Below are 16,545 nucleotides of genomic sequence, written 5' to 3'. Positions count from 1 at the left end.
GGGCGAGGGCAAGTTTCCAAATGCGTTTGCTCAAATGATCATCCGGGATGCGACATCTAAGTCAGCTGGTTAGCTCCCAAAATTAGGACGTTGTTGCCATCAGACTTAGTATTTTTGGGACAATCAAATTTTTGGCAACGTAAATTGAAGCCTCTGATGTTAGGTGTCCATAGTCAAAGGTTACGAGGCCTTCTTTTTTGTTGTTTCCAAGGTAAGTGGTGCAGCCAATGTTTTTATTGCACCAAAAATCGGTCATGGAAAGGTAAGTTATTCCATTGCTGCTTGATGAATATTTTGATTTCAAATAATCATCTTCGCTAAAGACGTCTGGGTTAATATTTTCAAATGTTTTATTTGGAGTATTGTCCCAGAGTTTTCTGGCTATTACCTTGTTGAGTGATGACTGCCATTTTGGTTGTGGTCCTATAAGTATGATTCTTTTTATTCCGATACTGTTTAGTGTTTGACGTATTTTATCAATATCATTTCTCGTGTTGTATTCTGAGTGCTGTGCGATGATGATAATGTCAGGTTTGGCCATTTTAATTGCTGCTATCGCAAAGCTATTTGACTGTTTGCAGTATTCTTTTTCTGAATTTTCTTTTTCTCCAATTTGAGCTGGGCAGTCTGAGCTTGCAACTTGCAGTAATGCAATATTTTTTGGCAATTCATTCTTTATTCCGTAGTACAAGTGTTGAGCATGAGAGTCTCCCCAGATAAATACTGAGCGTTGTAATTTTGTTGTGTAGCATGATGTTGCGATGCTTGGCATCGGCGATTCTGTACTGTGGCCTAATCTATTTTCATTGAGATTGTAGAAATTGCAATCATCTCTGAATTTTGCATATAGATTGTGTGAAAAGTAATATTTGGACTCAGGGTCTGAGTTTTCAAAATACTTAACATAGTCCCACTTGTCTTGCATTCTGAATTCTAATCCATTTTTTTGGTATGTGAAGAATCCAGTTGTGCCGATTAGTGCTAGGCATACGCAAATTACAAGCGATGTTTTTACCTGACTTCCCTTGCTGTATCGAATTGGTTTTTCGATTAGTAAGTATGTTAGCCATGATAATGCGATGCTTACGATGATGGCAAAAGTTGCAGCCCAAGGGCTTAATGATTTTCCACCTATAACTTGTGATGTTGATAAAATAACCCAGTGCCACAGATAAAGTGGGTAGCTTATTTTGCCTATGAAAACCATTATCTTGTTTGATAGTATGGTTTTGTTGATATGGGCATTTTTTCCTGATGAAATAATGAGACATGCGCTTAGTACTGGGAGGAGTGCCCACCAGCCAGGAAATATGAATTTTTTATCAAGGAAAAAAATTGCTGCTAGGGATAATGAAAATCCTAGTACGGAAGCTATGTTTAGAATGATTCTTTTGAATGGTATTCTTTTATTTAATTGGCTGTATGTATTCTTTTTTGAATTTACATTGAATGTGAATGTTTGCATATAAGCAATAATTGATCCGGCTAGGATTTCCCAAAATCTATTTTTTGCCAGAAAATATGCTTTAACTTGATTGCTGTAGGAGAATTGAATGTTGAGCTTGAATGACAGTATTGTCAGTGTGAAGAGTATGAGTGGGATGCTTATGCGCAGTCGCCACGTAATCCAAATTACTAATGGGAATGCAATGTAGAATTGTTCTTCGACTGCAAGGGACCATAGATGAATCAATGGTTTTAATTCCGATGCATTGGAAAAATATCCAGATTCGCTTGTCAGAATTATGTTTTGTACAAAAGCAGAGCCAGCTGCTATATGTTTTCCAAGTTGCTTGAACTCGTCAGGAAAAAATGCAAACCAACCAACTATGTACGATGCTGTTAAAATGACTGCAAGTGATGGAAATATTCTTTTTGCGCGGTGAATATAGAATTCGATAAAGCTAAAATCATTACTTGATAGTTTTGTGAAAATTATAGATGATATTAAATATCCAGATATTACGAAAAAAATATCTACGCCGACAAAACCACCTTTGAATATAGATGGGAAGCCGTGGTAAAGAATAACTGATGTAATTGCTAATGCACGAAGTCCATCTATATCAGGACGATAATCAATTACTTTACTTGTTGGGGCGGTGGAATTGTTTGGGTTCATTGAACAGCACTAAAGCATTGTTAACTTTGGTAGGATTTTGAAAAATCTACACATGTTACATGTTGCTTTTAGTTAAATCTATGCTGCAAACATAATTGCTGTAAATATTTAGCTATTATCCATGGATTGACATAGTTAAAAACTATTACAATGATAATTGGAAGTTGCGTGCTACCTAGTTGCACTACCGTTGTAGCTCTTAGGTCGATGCTGGTAGGTAAGTTGGCATAATAAATCTGAACTTACGCCTAATGATTGAAAATTGAATTGTGTGTAGTGCGAAATTTGTGCGAATTTCTAAACCGTATAAAGCCGTTAAGAGCCGCCAATTCATCAGTTGCTATGAGCGTAAATGCTTGCTGGGCCTAGGTTTTAGGTGGTTTCTTGTGGCTTGCGGTGGTCTGTTGATGGCGGAAGAGAATGGGAGTCGAACCCATCCATGACTGGCTCAGTTAGCCGGATGGCTGCTCCGCAAACGACTTTCTGAGCCTAGCATTGATGCGGTTCGCAGGGGAGGGAAGGTTCGCCGGTTGCGAAGCATCGGTAGCACCGTCGCCCCTGTCCTTGCTAACTCGTCCAGTTGACTTGTAATCAGGGGGTCGCGAGTTCGATTCCTGCCGCCGGCACCAAATACTGCGGGCCTTGTAGAGATACAAGGCCCGTTTTGCGTTTGTTGCTCTGTGAATTGCATTTCAAGGGCGAGGTTGCCGCAGCGGATGTGCGTCATCTGCGGCTGCAGTCCATGCAATACGCCAAGATGAATTTGCCCGCATGTCACCTGATGGCAAGTTCCTGTGAACTGAGTCTTGCTAAGGTACTCGTCGATTTCTCCCTTTTCATCTTGCCGAGTTTGACATGCTTGCCGGTGGCAGTGATTCGGCTGCATACAAAACAGGGCACATGCTATACTGCGCGTCTTCGCAATGTAGTGCTGTCCTGCCAAGGCTGTTGTGCTGGCGGTGGATGAGCTGCACTTGTAGCTGGGGCTAGAGGCCCCATATAGAGCCGAAGCCCTGGAGGGTTTCACCTGTTTTCCAAGATACGAATTGTTCGTGCAAGAGCCGAACTCGTATTCAGCTGACTAGTTTAAGGATTGAACATGCAAGTACAACTGGAAACGTTGAGCAATCTTGAGCGTCGCATGAACATCGCTCTGCCGATGGCTGCCATTGATGCCCAAGTGACCGAGCGCCTGAAGCGCGTGGCTCGCACTGCCAAGATTCAAGGTTTCCGCCCGGGCAAGGCTCCGCTGAAGATTGTTGAAGCCAACTACGGTGCCCAGGTGCGTGAAGAGGTGTTGGGCGAGCAGGTTCAGCAAGGTTTTTACAGTGCTGTCAGCGAGCAGAAATTGCGTGTTGCTGGCTACCCGCGCTTCGAGCCGGTTGCCGCTGAAGGTGACGCTGAAAACTTCAAGTTTGCCGCTACTTTTGAAGTGTATCCGGAAGTGAAGGTTGGCGAGCTGGCCGACAAGGAAATCAAGAAGCCTTCCACCCCGGTTACCGATGTTGAAATCGAAAAGACCATCGACATCCTGCGCAAGCAACGTACCCGCTACAACCGCGTTGAGCGTGCCGCTGCTGAAGGTGATCGCGTGATCATCGACTTCAAGGGCAGCATCGATGGCGTGCTGTTTGAAGGTGGTTCTTCCGAAAACTTCCCCTTTGTAATCGGTCAGGGTCAGATGCTGGCTGACTTCGAGGCAGGTGTAACTGGCCTGAAGGAAGGCGAAGTCAAGAATGTGGAAGTGTCCTTCCCGGCTGACTATCATGGCAAGGATGTAGCAGGTAAGACTGCTGTATTTGAAATCACCGTGAAGAACGTTGCTGAAGCAACCCTGCCGGAAGTGAATGAAGAGTTCGCCAAGCTGCTGGGTATTGCTGATGGCGACGTAGAAAAGATGCGCGCTGAAATTCGCAAGAATGTTGAGCGCGAAGTGAAGCGTCGCCTGCAAGCCCGCACCAAGGAAGCTGTGATGCAGGCCCTGCTGGATGCGACCGAAATCACTTTGCCGAAGGCTCTGGTTCAACTGGAAATCGGTCGTCTGATTGAACAGGCTCAGCGCGACATGCAGCAACGCGGCATGAACGTAAAAGACATGCCTTTCCCGCCGGAACTGTTTGCCCAGCAAGCAGAGCGCCGCGTGGCACTGGGTCTGATCCTGGCTGAAGTGGTGGAAGCGAACAAGCTGGAAGCCAAGCCGGAACAAGTCAAGGCCATGATCGAAGAGTTTGCTGACAGCTATGAGCATCCGGAAGAAGTGCTGACCTGGTATTACGCCAGCGCTGATCGTCTGGAAGGCCCGACCTCGATGGTGCTGGAAGACAATGTTGTGGAATTTGTCCTGTCCAAGGCCAAGGTTGAAGTGGAAGAGCTGTCCTTTGATGCCCTGATGGGTAACAACGCCTGATAACGATACAAACGGAGTTGGTCGATGAAATCGATGATTGAACCGCAAGGGCTGGGCCTGGTGCCCATGGTGGTGGAGCAGAGTGGCCGTGGCGAGCGCGCTTACGACATCTACTCGCGCCTGCTCAAGGAACGTATCGTGTTCCTGGTGGGGCCCGTCACTGACGAATCGGCCAACCTGGTTGTAGCGCAGATGTTGTTCCTGGAGTCGGAAAATCCGGACAAGGACATCTATTTCTACATCAATTCACCGGGTGGTTCGATTACCGCCGGCATGTCCATTTACGACACGATGAATTTCATCAAGCCGGACATCTCCACCCTGTGCATTGGCCAGGCTGCCAGTATGGGTGCCTTCCTGCTTTCGGCAGGGACGCAAGGCAAGCGCTTTGCGCTGACTAACAGTCGTGTGATGATCCACCAGCCCTTGCTGTATGGCGGTGGTCTGAGCGGCCAGGTGACCGATATTGAAATCCATGCCCGTGAGCTGGTGAAGGTGAAGGCCAAGATGAATGAGTTGCTGGCCAAGCATTCCGGCCAGACCATGGAGCGTTTGCAGGCTGACACCGAGCGTGACAATTTCATGTCCGCCGACGAAGCTCGTGAATATGGCCTGATTGATAAAGTGCTGACCTCCCGCAAGGATGTCACGGCGTAAGCAGTGGAACTAGCTAATGGCTGATAAAAGCAGCAACGAAAAACTTCTGTATTGCTCTTTCTGCGGCAAGAGCCAGCATGAAGTCCAGCGTCTGATCGCCGGTCCTCAGGTGTTTATCTGCAATGAGTGTGTCGAGCTTTGCAATGACATCATTCGCGAGGAGCTGGAAAAGGTGGTGGGTGAGATTGGTGAGGCAGGAGCTGCCTCAACAGCTTTGCCCACGCCACAGGAAATCCGTGCCGATCTGGATCAGTACATCATTGGTCAGGATTTCGCCAAGAAAACGCTTTCTGTTGCCGTGTACAACCATTACAAGCGTCTGTACACCCCGGCAAGCGACAAGGATGAAGTCGAGCTGGCCAAGAGCAACATCCTGCTGGTAGGGCCTACCGGCTCAGGCAAGACTTTGCTGGCGCAGTCGCTGGCACGTTTGCTGGATGTGCCGTTCGTCATTGCGGATGCCACCACGCTGACCGAGGCCGGCTATGTGGGTGAGGATGTCGAACACATCATCCAGAAGCTGCTGCAAAAGTGCGATTACGATGTGGAAAAGGCCCAGCGCGGCATTGTTTACATCGATGAAATCGACAAGATTTCGCGCAAATCGGAAAACCCGTCCATTACCCGCGATGTTTCGGGTGAGGGTGTGCAGCAAGCCTTGCTGAAGCTGATCGAAGGGACGGTTGCTTCTATTCCGCCGCAAGGTGGGCGCAAGCATCCGAACCAGGAATTCATTCAGGTGGATACCACCAATATCCTGTTCATCTGCGGTGGTGCATTTGATGGTCTGGAAAAGATCATCCGTCGCCGCTCGGAAAAGGGTGGGATTGGTTTTGGTGCTGAAGTCAGCTCCAAGGATGACAGCAAGTCCACCTCTGCCTTGTTCAAGGAGGCGGAACCGGAGGACCTCATCCGTTTTGGTCTGATTCCCGAGCTGATTGGCCGTCTGCCGGTGGTTGCTACGCTGGAAGAGCTGGACGAAGAGGCCATGGTCACCATTCTGACGCAGCCCAAGAATGCATTGATCAAGCAGTATCAGCGCTTGTTCCGCATGGAAAACGTCGAGCTGGAAGTGCGTCCGTCTGCATTGCGTGTCATTGCCAAGCAGGCGCTGATTCGCAAGACGGGTGCGCGTGGTTTGCGTTCCATCATTGAACGTGTATTGCTGGACACGATGTATGAGCTGCCTTCCATGGAAAACGTGGAAAAAGTCGTGGTAGATGAAAAGGTTATCGAAAAAGGTGAAAAGCCTTTGTTTATCTATCGTGACAAGGATGAGCAGGCTCAGTCTGCCTGAGTCTGTGCAGTCGCAGATAAAGCCGCCCTTAATGGGCGGTTTTCTTTTGTAATGTCGCCAAACTGATTTAGTATGGGGTGTTGATTTTCAGCATGACCGCCCCATCTTTCATGCAATGTTTCACGTACGCAAGGTTAGGTGATATGCCCCAACCCGCAGAACTCCGCGAAGAAACCACATTGCCCCTGCTCCCGTTGCGGGATGTGGTTGTTTTTCCTCATATGGTCATCCCGCTGTTTGTCGGCAGGGCCAAGTCAATCAGGGCGCTGGAAAGCGCCATGGACGAAGGCAAGCAGGTGCTGCTGGTAGCCCAGCGCTCTGCCTCCAAGGACGAACCGGAAGCGGATGACCTTTACAGCGTCGGCACAATTGCCTCGGTGCTGCAAATGCTCAAGCTCCCGGATGGCACGGTTAAAGTGCTGGTCGAGGGCCGTCAGCGCGCGCAAATTTCCCAGGTTGAAGAAGATGGTGGCTGCTTTGTCGGCACCATCACGCCGCTGGCAGCGGACGGCGAGGACTCTACCGAGTCCGAAGCCATGCGCCGTGCCTTGCTGGCCCAGTTTGAACAGTACGTCAAACTCAACAAGAAGATTCCGCCGGAAGTCATGACATCCCTGGCGGGGATCGAGCGTGCCGGCCGCATGGCAGATACCATCGTCGCCCATCTGCCGCTCAAGCTTGAGCAAAAGCAGGAAGTGCTGGAGATGTTTGATGTCCGTGCCCGGCTTGAGCATCTGCTGTCTCAGCTGGAAGGCGAAATCGACATCCTGCAGGTGGAAAAGCGCATCCGTGGTCGCGTCAAGCGCCAGATGGAAAAGAGTCAGCGCGAGTACTACCTGAACGAGCAGGTCAAGGCCATCCAGAAAGAACTGGGTGACATGGATGAAGTCAGCGACATCGATGAGCTCGAAAAGAAGATTCGTCTGGCTGGCATGCCAAAAGAAGCCAAGGACAAGGTCAGTGCCGAGCTTAAAAAGCTCAAGATGATGTCGCCGATGTCAGCGGAAGCGACGGTTGTGCGCAATTACATTGACACCCTGCTTGAGTTGCCCTGGAAGAAAAAGACCAAGATCAACAAGGATGTGGCCAATGCCGAGGCGGTACTGGATGAGGATCACTTTGGCCTGGAAAAGGTCAAGGAGCGCATTCTGGAGTACCTGGCAGTGCAGCAGCGAGTCGACAAGCTCAAAGCGCCTATTTTGTGCCTGGTAGGACCGCCAGGGGTGGGTAAGACCTCTCTGGGTCAGTCCATCGCCCGTGCGACCAACCGCAAGTTTGTCCGCATGGCACTGGGTGGCGTGCGCGACGAGTCCGAGATTCGTGGTCATCGTCGTACCTATATCGGCTCCATGCCGGGCAAGGTACTGCAGAATATGAGCAAAGTCGGGGTGAAGAACCCGTTGTTCCTGTTGGATGAGGTGGACAAGATGGGGGCTGATTTCCGTGGCGACCCATCATCTGCCTTGCTGGAAGTACTGGATCCGGAGCAAAATCACTCTTTCGTTGACCATTACGCCGAGGTTGAGTACGACCTGTCTGACGTGATGTTTGTAGCCACTGCCAATTCGCTGAATATTCCCCATGCCTTGCTGGATCGCATGGAGATCATTCGATTGGCCGGCTACACCGAAGACGAAAAGGTCAATATCGCGCTGAAGTACCTGGTGCCCAAGCAGATGAAGGCCAACGGCGTGCAGGATGGCGAGCTGGTGCTGCAGGAAAGTGCCTTGCGCGACATCGTTCGCTACTACACCCGCGAGGCGGGTGTCCGTAGTCTGGACCGGGAAATCGCCAAGATCTGCCGCAAGGTGGTCACCAGCACGCTGCTGGGCAAGAACAAGGCAGCCAAGGTGACGGTGAATGCGAAGAACCTCGACAAATATCTGGGCGTTCATCGCTTTGATTATGGCGTGGCTGAGCAGGAAAACCGTATTGGTCAGGTGACGGGCCTTGCTTGGACCGAAGTGGGTGGCGAGTTGCTCACCATTGAAGCAGTATCACTGCCTGGCAAGGGTAATATTGTCCGTACCGGCCAATTGGGTGAGGTGATGCAGGAGTCCATCACCGCGGCAATGAGTGTGGTGCGCAGTCGTTCGCGTGCCTTGGGAATCAAACCGGATTTCCATGAAAAGCATGACATGCACATTCATGTGCCGGAAGGTGCAACACCCAAGGATGGACCGAGTGCCGGCATTGCCATGACGACTGCAATTGTTTCCGTTCTTGCGGGAATTCCGGTACGCTCTGACGTGGCGATGACGGGCGAAATCACCTTGCGTGGCGAAGTGCTGCCCATTGGTGGTTTGAAAGAAAAACTGCTGGCTGCGCATCGTGGTGGAATCAAGCATGTGCTGATTCCGCATGGCAACGCCAAGGATCTGGTGGATATTCCTGCCAACATCAAGCAGAAGCTGGAGATTCATCCCGTTAAGTGGATCGACGAGGTATTGGCCCTGGCATTGGAACGCCAGCCCGAACCCTTGCCTGATGACGCGAAGCCGGACGAGTTGCACCCCGCGCCGGAAGGTGCGTCCGGTGTATCCGTAATGACGCATTAAAAATCAGTATGTTGCAGCCGTAGTGAAATTACCGGGCCGCTTGTGCTTTCCGGATGACCTTGCCATAAGGCAATATTCCTCTGGAAGCCGCTTGACACAAGGATTTTGACCTTGCTATAAAGCAAGCGGTTTTTATCCGAATTACGTAGACCGAAGAACGACGAAAGGGGACTTACGTGAACAAGTCTGAACTGATTGATGCAATCGCCGCTGAAGCTGATATTTCCAAAGCTGCAGCTGCCAAGGCACTGGATGGTATGGTTGCCGCTGTTACCGACGCTCTGAAAAAGGGCGACACCGTGACTTTGGTAGGTTTTGGTACTTTCTATGTTGGCGAGCGTGCTGAACGCAGCGGTCGCAACCCGAAAACTGGCGAAACCATCAAGATCCCGGCTGCACGTTCTCCGAAGTTCCGTGCTGGCAAAGCACTGAAAGACGCGCTATAATCTTTAACCTTGTCGTTAGCGATAGCGGCAAGGTTTTATAGCGGGCGTTTAGCTCAGTTGGTAGAGCGTCTGCCTTACAAGCAGAATGTCGGCGGTTCGACTCCGTCAACGCCCACCAGGTTGGAGTGGTAGTTCAGTTGGTTAGAATACCGGCCTGTCACGCCGGGGGTCGCGGGTTCGAGTCCCGTCCACTCCGCCAGAATCTACAGAAAAGGTGAACGTATTCAGTCGTTCACCTTTTTTTTTACCAATGGGGTGGCTTGCGCCGATATCGCCATGTTCGATTTTGTTCAGAATAATAAAATTGCCATTCAAGTCATTCTGGGCGCGGTTGCGCTGACCTTTGTTGGCTTTGGTGTGGGTAGTTATACCTCTGCCGTGGAAGACCCGTACCTGGTCAAGGTAGGCTCTGCCAAGATTTACAAACGGGATCTCGACCGCCTGCTTGAAGGCCAGCCTTCCGATGCGGCAACCCGTCAGCAGGCGCTGGAGGACTTGATTCGTCAGGACTTGTTGCTCGCTGCGGCGCAGGACGGTGGAGCAACCGTCAGTCCGGAGCAATTGCGCAAAGTGATTGCCGGCATTGCCGAGCTGCAGGAAAACGGCCAGTTCAGTGCCACGCGCTATAAAGAATTCCTCGCTGCACGCAATATGGCACCCGAGGCTTTTGAAGCCAAAATCAGCCGTGACATCATGCTGCAAAATCAGATCAACAATTTTGCTGGCACTGGTTTTGTATCGCGCAGCGTAGTGGAACGCATGGGCGGCTTGATGGCGCAGGAGCGCCAGGTTCGCCTGCTGCTGTTGAAACCGGCTGACTTTGCTTCCCAGGTCAAGACCGATGACGCGGCGCTGAAGGCTTTCTATGATGCCAATGCCAAGCGCTTCCGTACGGCGGAGTCCGTCAAGCTTGATTACGTGTTGCTGTCTCCACAGTCTGTTGCTGCTACCTTGAGCGTGACGGATGCCGAGGTGAAGCAATACTACGAGCAGCACAAGGCGGAACTGGCAGGTGAAGAGCGCCGCGCTTCCCATATCCTGCTGACGGTACCCAAAGATGCCAAACCGGCAGAGAAGGCAAAGATCAAGGCTGAAGCTGAAGCCTTGCTCAAACAGTTGCGCGCCGACCCTGCTAAGTTTGCGGAGCTGGCCAAAGCCAAATCGCAAGACCCTGGTTCAGCCGCCAATGGTGGCGATCTTGGCTTCTTTGCACGTGGAGCCATGGTCAAGCCGTTTGATGATGTGGTATTCCGCATGCAAGCTGGCAAGATCAGTGAGGTGGTGGAAACCGAGTATGGTTACCACATCATCAAGCTTGACGAGATAAAGCAACCTGACTTCGCTGCAGTCAAGGCAGCAGTGGAGGCCAAGCTGAAACAGCAGAAGGCCGCGGGACAATTGCGCAGCATGGCCGACAAGCTGGCAGAAGTTGCCTATCAGCAAGCAGACTCCCTCAAGGGTGTGCAAGATGCCCTGAAGTTGCAGATTCAACACTCTGACTGGGTGTCTCGTGACAAGAAATCTGCCGATCCGGTATTGTCCAACGCCAAGGTGCTGGATGCGGCCTTCAGTGATGATGTGCTGAAGAAAAAGCACAATAGCGAGCCGGTGGATATTGGCGGCGGTAATCTGGTGGTGGTACGTGTGGCTGACCATCAGCCTGAGCGTCAGCAAAAGCTGGATGAAGTGCGTGATGTTATCAAGAATGAGCTGATTGCCACTGAAGGCGCCAAGCTTGCAGAAAAACAGGGCCAGGCTCTGTTGGCGCAGCTTAAGGCCGGCAAGGGTGTTGATGGTCAGAAATGGGGTGAACTGCAAACGGTTTCGCGTCGTAACCCTGGCAACATGATTGCGGGTGATGTGCGTGCGGTATTCTCTGCTGCAACCTCCACCTTGCCGGCCTTTGCCGGTAGCAAGCATGATAATGGCGACTATGCGATTTACCAGATTGCCAATGTTGCTGCGGGTGCTGCTGTCAATGACGCAGAGCGTACTCAACTGGCTGGGGCAATGATGCAGATGGCTGCGCGCAGTCAATTGGGTAGCTACCTGGAAACACTGCGCCAAAAGTACCCCATCAAGATGGGCAAGCAACAGCTGAACGATCAAAGCGAACAGTAATATTCTGATGGGCAGGGCCGGAATCCGGTCCTGTCCCTTGCTTGGATTGCGTTGCGCAATAAAAAAAGGGCCGTAAGGCCCTTTGTTTTATCCGGGATGCTTAAGCCGCAAAATTCTTGGCAGCGAAGTCCCAGTTTACCAGCTTCCAGAAGCTGTCCAGATAGTTCGGACGGCTATTGCGGTAGTCGATGTAGTAGGCATGCTCCCACACGTCACAGGTCAGGATCGGGGTCTTGTCGGTGGTCAGCGGAGTGGCGGCATTGCTGGTGGAAACCAGGTCCAGCGAGCCATCGCTATTCTTCACCAGCCAGGCCCAGCCGGAGCCGAAGGTGCCAACGGCAGTCTGGGTAAAGGCCTTCTTGAACTCTTCGAAGGAGCCCCACTTGGCATTGATGGCATCAGCCAGCGCGCCAGTCGGTTCGCCGCCAGCATTCGGAGCCAGGCCAAACCAGTAGAAAGTGTGGTTCCATACCTGAGCGGCATTATTGAAGATGCCACCGGAAGATTTCTTGACGATTTCTTCCAGCGAGGCATTTTCAAACTCGGTGCCCTTGATCAGGTTGTTCAGGTTGGTGATGTAAGTCTGATGATGCTTGCCGTAGTGGAATTCCAGGGTTTCCTTGGAGATGTGGGGGGCCAGCGCATCCAGTGCGTAAGGCAGTTCCGGCAGTTTGTGTTCCATCATGCTCTCCTTGTTGAGAATTGGGCTTGCGAAATTGCGAAAGCCGAATCTAGCGGATAACTGTAACAGCAAGTGTACTGGATTCAACACTTGATCGCCAATAGTTGACTAAATAAGTAAAGTAAGAAAATGAATAAGTCATTCGACGTCGTGGTTCTGGGTGCCGGGGCTGCTGGCATGATGTGTGCCGCTATTGCGGGGCAGCGTGGACGCAAGGTGTTGCTGCTGGATCATGCCGAAAAGCTGGCAGAGAAAATTCGTATTTCCGGTGGTGGTCGCTGTAATTTCACCAACCATGATGCGAAGCCAGAGCGCTATTTATCTGAAAACCCGCATTTTTGTCGCTCGGCACTGGCACAGTTTGGTCCGCAGGATTTTATTGCCATGATTGAACGGCATGGCATTGCTTATCACGAAAAGAAACTGGGGCAGTTGTTTTGTGATGATTCCAGTCAGCAGGTCATCGATATGCTGGACGCTGAGTGTCAAAAAGGCAGGGTGTTCCGTCAGATGGGCGTTAGCATCAGTACTGTTACCAAAGATGAAACAGGTTTATTTGTGCTTGAAACTACCGCAGGTCTCTTCAGTGCGCATGCGCTTGTGGTGGCCACCGGTGGCTTGTCCATCCCGCAAATCGGTGCAACACCGCTGGGCTACCGTATTGCCGAGCAGTTCGGGCTGCCGGTAACAGGGCTGAGTCCGGCCTTGGTGCCGCTGACGTTTCATGTCGAGGATGCCGAGGCCTTTGCTCCACTGGCAGGGGTGTCACTGGATGTGGAAGTGCGCGCCGGCAAGGGGCGTTTCCGTGAGCAGATCCTGTTTACTCACAAAGGCTTGTCCGGCCCGGCCATCCTGCAGATTTCCTCTTACTGGGAACCGGGAATGGATGTGGTGATCAATCTGCTGCCTGATTGTGAAGTAGCGAAGTTTCTGGAGGAGCGGCAAGGCAGTGAACAGCTATTGAGTAATGCGCTGGCTGAGTTGGGCTGGCCCAAGCGTTTTGCCGAGGCGTGGTTGAGCCGGTTGGGCTTCAATGTCAGGCTGAAGGATTTGTCGCCCAAAAAGCGGCTGCAACTGGCGGAGCAGATTCAGCATTGGCGCATCAAGCCCAATGGTACCCAGGGCTACAAGAAGGCTGAGGTGACGCGTGGTGGGGTTTCCACCAAGGCCTTGTCTTCCAAAACCATGGAAGCCAAGGATGTGCCAGGCCTGTTTTTTATCGGTGAAGTCGTTGATGTTACCGGCTGGCTGGGTGGGTACAACTTCCAGTGGGCGTGGTCATCCGGCTATGTGGCCGGCAAAAACTGCTAGAATTGCCACCTGATCCCGGTTCTTGCCTGTTGCACATTTCATTGAGTCTCCATGACCGAACAGTACGAAAATTTTGATGGTGCCATGGCATCCCTGCGCACGCCGCCGCATTCGACCGAGGCCGAACAATCGGTTCTTGGCGGTTTGATGCTGGATAATGGTGCTTTCGACAAGATTGCTGATGTAGTGTCCGAGGCGGATTTTTACCGCCATGACCACAAGCTGATTTTCAAGCATATTGCCCGTCTGATTGAGCTGGGCCGTCCTGCCGATGTGGTGACGGTATCCGAGGTGCTGGACAAAAACGCCGAGCTGGCGGATGTGGGCGGTCTGTCTTACCTGGCAACGCTGGCGCAGAACACGCCATCTGCTGCCAATATCCGTCGCTATGCCGAAATCGTGCGCGAGCGTTCCATCATGCGTCAGCTGGCGGCGGTCGGGGCGGAGATTGCCGAATCGGCATACACGCCACAAGGCCGCGATGCTGCCCAGCTGCTGGACGAAGCAGAGGGCAAGGTGTTCCAGATTGCCGAATCCACCGCCAAGTCCAAGCAGGGCTTTCTGGAAATGCCAGGCCTGCTGAAGGAAGTGGTGGAACGGATTGACATGCTTTACAGCCGTGATAATCCGGACGAAGTGACAGGTATTCCTACCGGCTTTATCGACCTGGATGCCAAGACATCCGGTCTGCAGCCAGGGGATCTGGTGATTGTGGCTGGGCGTCCATCCATGGGTAAAACCGCGTTCTCGATGAATATTGCCGAGCATGTGGCAGTGGAGGCGCATTTGCCGGTGGCAGTGTTTTCCATGGAAATGGGTGGCGCGCAGCTGGTGATGCGTATGCTGGGCTCGGTGGGGCGGCTTGATCAGCATGTATTGCGTACCGGCAAGCTGGGCGATGAGGACTGGCAAAAACTCACTTACGCTATCGGCAAGCTGTCGGAAGCGCCGATGTATATCGACGAAACCCCGGCACTCACTGCACTGGAACTACGTGCCCGTGCCCGCCGTCTGGCACGTCAGCATGGCGGCAAGCTTGGCTTGATCGTGATCGACTATTTGCAGCTGATGTCGGGTTCTGGTCGTGGTGATAACCGTACTGCCGAGTTGGGCGAAATTTCCCGTGGCCTGAAGGGCCTGGCCAAAGAGTTGCAGGTGCCGGTGATTGCGCTGTCGCAGCTGTCGCGTGCGGTGGAGCAGCGTCCCAACAAGCGCCCGATGATGTCTGACTTGCGTGAATCCGGTGCCATCGAGCAGGATGCTGACATCATTATCTTCATGTATCGCGAAGAGTACTACAACCCGGAAAACGTGGAAGTGAAAGGCATGGCCGAGGCCATTATCGGTAAGCACCGTAATGGCCCCACCGGTGCGGTGCGGCTGGCCTTTGTCGGCAAGCACGCCAAATTCGAAAATGCCGCCACGCTGGGTATCAGTGGCTGGGCGGATAGTGACGGCTAACCCCGCCTGATGATCTGGTTACCGGGTGCAGCAAGTCTGTATCCGTTCACGAAAGGTAGTTCATGAGCTATTTCGACAAACATGTATTTATCTGTTGCAACCAGCGTGCTGCCGGGGAGGATTGCTGCAATAACCATGGTTCCAGTGAGCTACTGGGCTATATGAAGGACCGTGTCAAGGCGCTGGGCCTGGCGGGTGACGGCAAGATCCGTATCAATAAGGCGGGCTGTCTGGGGCGTTGTGATGATGGGCCGGTGATGGTGGTTTATCCGCAAGAGACCTGGTACACCTTTGTCGATCGTGAGGACATTGACGAAATCATCGATGAGCACATGGTGGCTGGTCGTGTTGTTGAAAGGTTGAAGATCTGATGTTGAAAGCCCTGAACAAGTGTGTGATTTCCGGCCCGGTTGGCGAGCTGGAAACCATCGTGGTATTGCCGCAAGGCGAGCCGCAGGGAATTGCCGTGATTTGCCACCCGAACCCGTTACAGGGCGGCACCAATACCAACAAGGTGGTGCAGACAGCCGCCAAGGCGCTGTCTCAGCTGGGTTATGCTTGTTACTGCCCGAACTTGCGCGGGGTGGGGGAGAGCCGCGGTCAGCACGACCATGGGGTTGGCGAGGTGGAGGATGTCATTGCCGTGGTGGAGCATGCTCGTACGGTGCATGGCGACTTGCCGCTGGCACTGGCAGGGTTCTCGTTCGGCGGTTTTGTGGCGGCGCGAACCCGTGCCGTGATTGAGGCTGACAAGTTGTTGCTGATGGGTGTGGCAGTGGGTAAGTACACCATTCCGACTCCAGCGGTGCCGGCTGATACCCTGGTGATTCATGGTGAAGAGGATGAGGTGATTCCGCTGTCAGCTGTGCTGGACTGGGCGCGTCCACAGGATTTGCCGGTTATGGTGTTCCCGGGTGCGGGACACTTCTTCCATGGCAAGCTGATCAAGCTGGGGCAGATGATTCAGCGCTGCTGGTAAGCCCGTCTTGCCAACACGAAAATAGCCAGTCTGTTGACTGGCTATTTTTAATTAACGGTGCAGATCGCCGGCTGCTTCAGGCTGGTAGGTGACTTCCAGGACGGTGAGACGGGTTTGACCTGCCAGCGTAGGCCAGTCAATCGACTGCCCTTCGGCCAGGCCTAGCAGGGCAGCACCAACCGGCGCCAGAACTGAAACATGCCCAGCAGTGCCGTCTGCCTGATTGGGGTAGACCAGTGTCAGCAGTTTTTCTTCGCCGCTTTGTTCAATACGTACCCGTGCCGTACTGTTCATGGTGATGATACCCGCCGGTATGTCTTCCGGCTCTACCACTTCGGCACGTTCCAGCTCGGCTTCCAGCGCCGCCAGCGTTGTCTTGTCCTGAGCTGGCATGCGCTCCATCCAGGCTGCCAGCCTTTCGTAATCAAGACTGGAAACAATGATGGATGGTTGGCTGGGCATGGTTGACTCCTTCTCGCAATAAAAAGCACAGGCATTTTCAAG

Annotated in this window: 13 protein-coding genes and 2 tRNA genes; 12 read left to right on the top strand and 3 right to left on the bottom strand. The window is 52.1% G+C overall.

The window, feature by feature from the left end; translation table 11 throughout:
- Positions 1-82: 82 nt before the first annotated feature.
- A complete protein-coding gene (locus tag ACE3SE_RS11195; protein ID WP_374555289.1) occupies positions 83-2,122 on the bottom strand; it encodes an acyltransferase family protein in 2,040 nt (679 codons plus the stop codon).
- A gap of 1,099 nt (positions 2,123-3,221) precedes the next feature.
- Here ACE3SE_RS11195 and tig point away from each other — a divergent pair.
- The 8 genes from tig (at position 3,222) to ACE3SE_RS11155 (ending at position 11,608) form a co-directional block, all read left to right on the top strand.
- A complete protein-coding gene (gene tig, locus ACE3SE_RS11190) occupies positions 3,222-4,529 on the top strand; it encodes a trigger factor (protein ID WP_131360748.1) in 1,308 nt (435 codons plus the stop codon).
- Positions 4,530-4,553: 24 nt separating this feature from the next.
- Positions 4,554-5,186 (top strand): ATP-dependent Clp endopeptidase proteolytic subunit ClpP, encoded by a 633-nt coding sequence (gene clpP / locus ACE3SE_RS11185; protein WP_045848595.1) that lies wholly within the window; start codon positions 4,554-4,556, stop codon positions 5,184-5,186.
- 16 nt (positions 5,187-5,202) lie between these two features.
- Positions 5,203-6,483: an ATP-dependent Clp protease ATP-binding subunit ClpX gene (gene clpX / locus ACE3SE_RS11180; RefSeq protein WP_178973987.1), complete on the top strand. Its 1,281-nt coding sequence runs from the start codon at positions 5,203-5,205 to the stop codon at positions 6,481-6,483.
- Between the two features lie 143 nt (positions 6,484-6,626).
- Positions 6,627-9,041: an endopeptidase La gene (gene lon, locus ACE3SE_RS11175; protein ID WP_131361114.1), complete on the top strand. Its 2,415-nt coding sequence runs from the start codon at positions 6,627-6,629 to the stop codon at positions 9,039-9,041.
- 176 nt (positions 9,042-9,217) lie between these two features.
- Positions 9,218-9,487 (top strand): HU family DNA-binding protein, encoded by a 270-nt coding sequence (locus tag ACE3SE_RS11170; protein WP_043572292.1) that lies wholly within the window; start codon positions 9,218-9,220, stop codon positions 9,485-9,487.
- Positions 9,488-9,529: 42 nt separating this feature from the next.
- Positions 9,530-9,605, top strand: a tRNA-Val gene (locus ACE3SE_RS11165).
- A 4-nt stretch (positions 9,606-9,609) separates the two neighbouring features.
- Positions 9,610-9,686 (top strand) — tRNA-Asp (locus ACE3SE_RS11160).
- Between the two features lie 77 nt (positions 9,687-9,763).
- On the top strand, positions 9,764-11,608 hold the full coding sequence (locus ACE3SE_RS11155; protein WP_374555285.1) for a peptidylprolyl isomerase: 1,845 nt from the start codon (positions 9,764-9,766) through the stop codon (positions 11,606-11,608).
- 100 nt (positions 11,609-11,708) lie between these two features.
- Here ACE3SE_RS11155 and sodB read toward each other — a convergent pair whose 3' ends face one another.
- Positions 11,709-12,290 (bottom strand): superoxide dismutase [Fe], encoded by a 582-nt coding sequence (gene sodB, locus ACE3SE_RS11150; protein WP_045848599.1) that lies wholly within the window; start codon positions 12,288-12,290, stop codon positions 11,709-11,711.
- A 129-nt stretch (positions 12,291-12,419) separates the two neighbouring features.
- On the opposite strand from sodB, the gene ACE3SE_RS11145 reads away from it, so the two are divergent.
- The 4 genes from ACE3SE_RS11145 (at position 12,420) to ACE3SE_RS11130 (ending at position 16,041) form a co-directional block, all read left to right on the top strand.
- A complete protein-coding gene (locus ACE3SE_RS11145; RefSeq protein WP_374555283.1) occupies positions 12,420-13,601 on the top strand; it encodes an NAD(P)/FAD-dependent oxidoreductase in 1,182 nt (393 codons plus the stop codon).
- 51 nt (positions 13,602-13,652) lie between these two features.
- On the top strand, positions 13,653-15,062 hold the full coding sequence (dnaB, locus tag ACE3SE_RS11140; protein WP_374555281.1) for a replicative DNA helicase: 1,410 nt from the start codon (positions 13,653-13,655) through the stop codon (positions 15,060-15,062).
- Between the two features lie 62 nt (positions 15,063-15,124).
- Positions 15,125-15,433, top strand: coding sequence for a (2Fe-2S) ferredoxin domain-containing protein (locus ACE3SE_RS11135; protein ID WP_045848602.1), 309 nt, complete (start codon positions 15,125-15,127; stop codon positions 15,431-15,433).
- On the top strand, positions 15,433-16,041 hold the full coding sequence (locus ACE3SE_RS11130; protein WP_374555279.1) for an alpha/beta hydrolase: 609 nt from the start codon (positions 15,433-15,435) through the stop codon (positions 16,039-16,041). The genes ACE3SE_RS11135 and ACE3SE_RS11130 overlap by 1 nt, the downstream gene beginning before the upstream one ends.
- Before the next feature lie 51 nt (positions 16,042-16,092).
- On the opposite strand, the gene rnk is transcribed toward ACE3SE_RS11130, so the two are convergent.
- The gene (gene rnk, locus ACE3SE_RS11125; RefSeq protein WP_045848604.1) at positions 16,093-16,503 is read right to left on the bottom strand and encodes a nucleoside diphosphate kinase regulator; all 411 of its coding nucleotides are present in this window, start codon (positions 16,501-16,503) and stop codon (positions 16,093-16,095) included.
- Between the last annotated feature and the right edge of the window lie 42 nt (positions 16,504-16,545).

Origin of the sequence: Aquitalea pelogenes (assembly GCF_041914625.1) — a bacterium.
Lineage (GTDB): Bacteria > Pseudomonadota > Gammaproteobacteria > Burkholderiales > Chromobacteriaceae > Aquitalea > Aquitalea pelogenes.
Note: the sequence above shows the minus strand (reverse complement) of the source record. Positions and strands in the feature narration are given on the sequence as shown.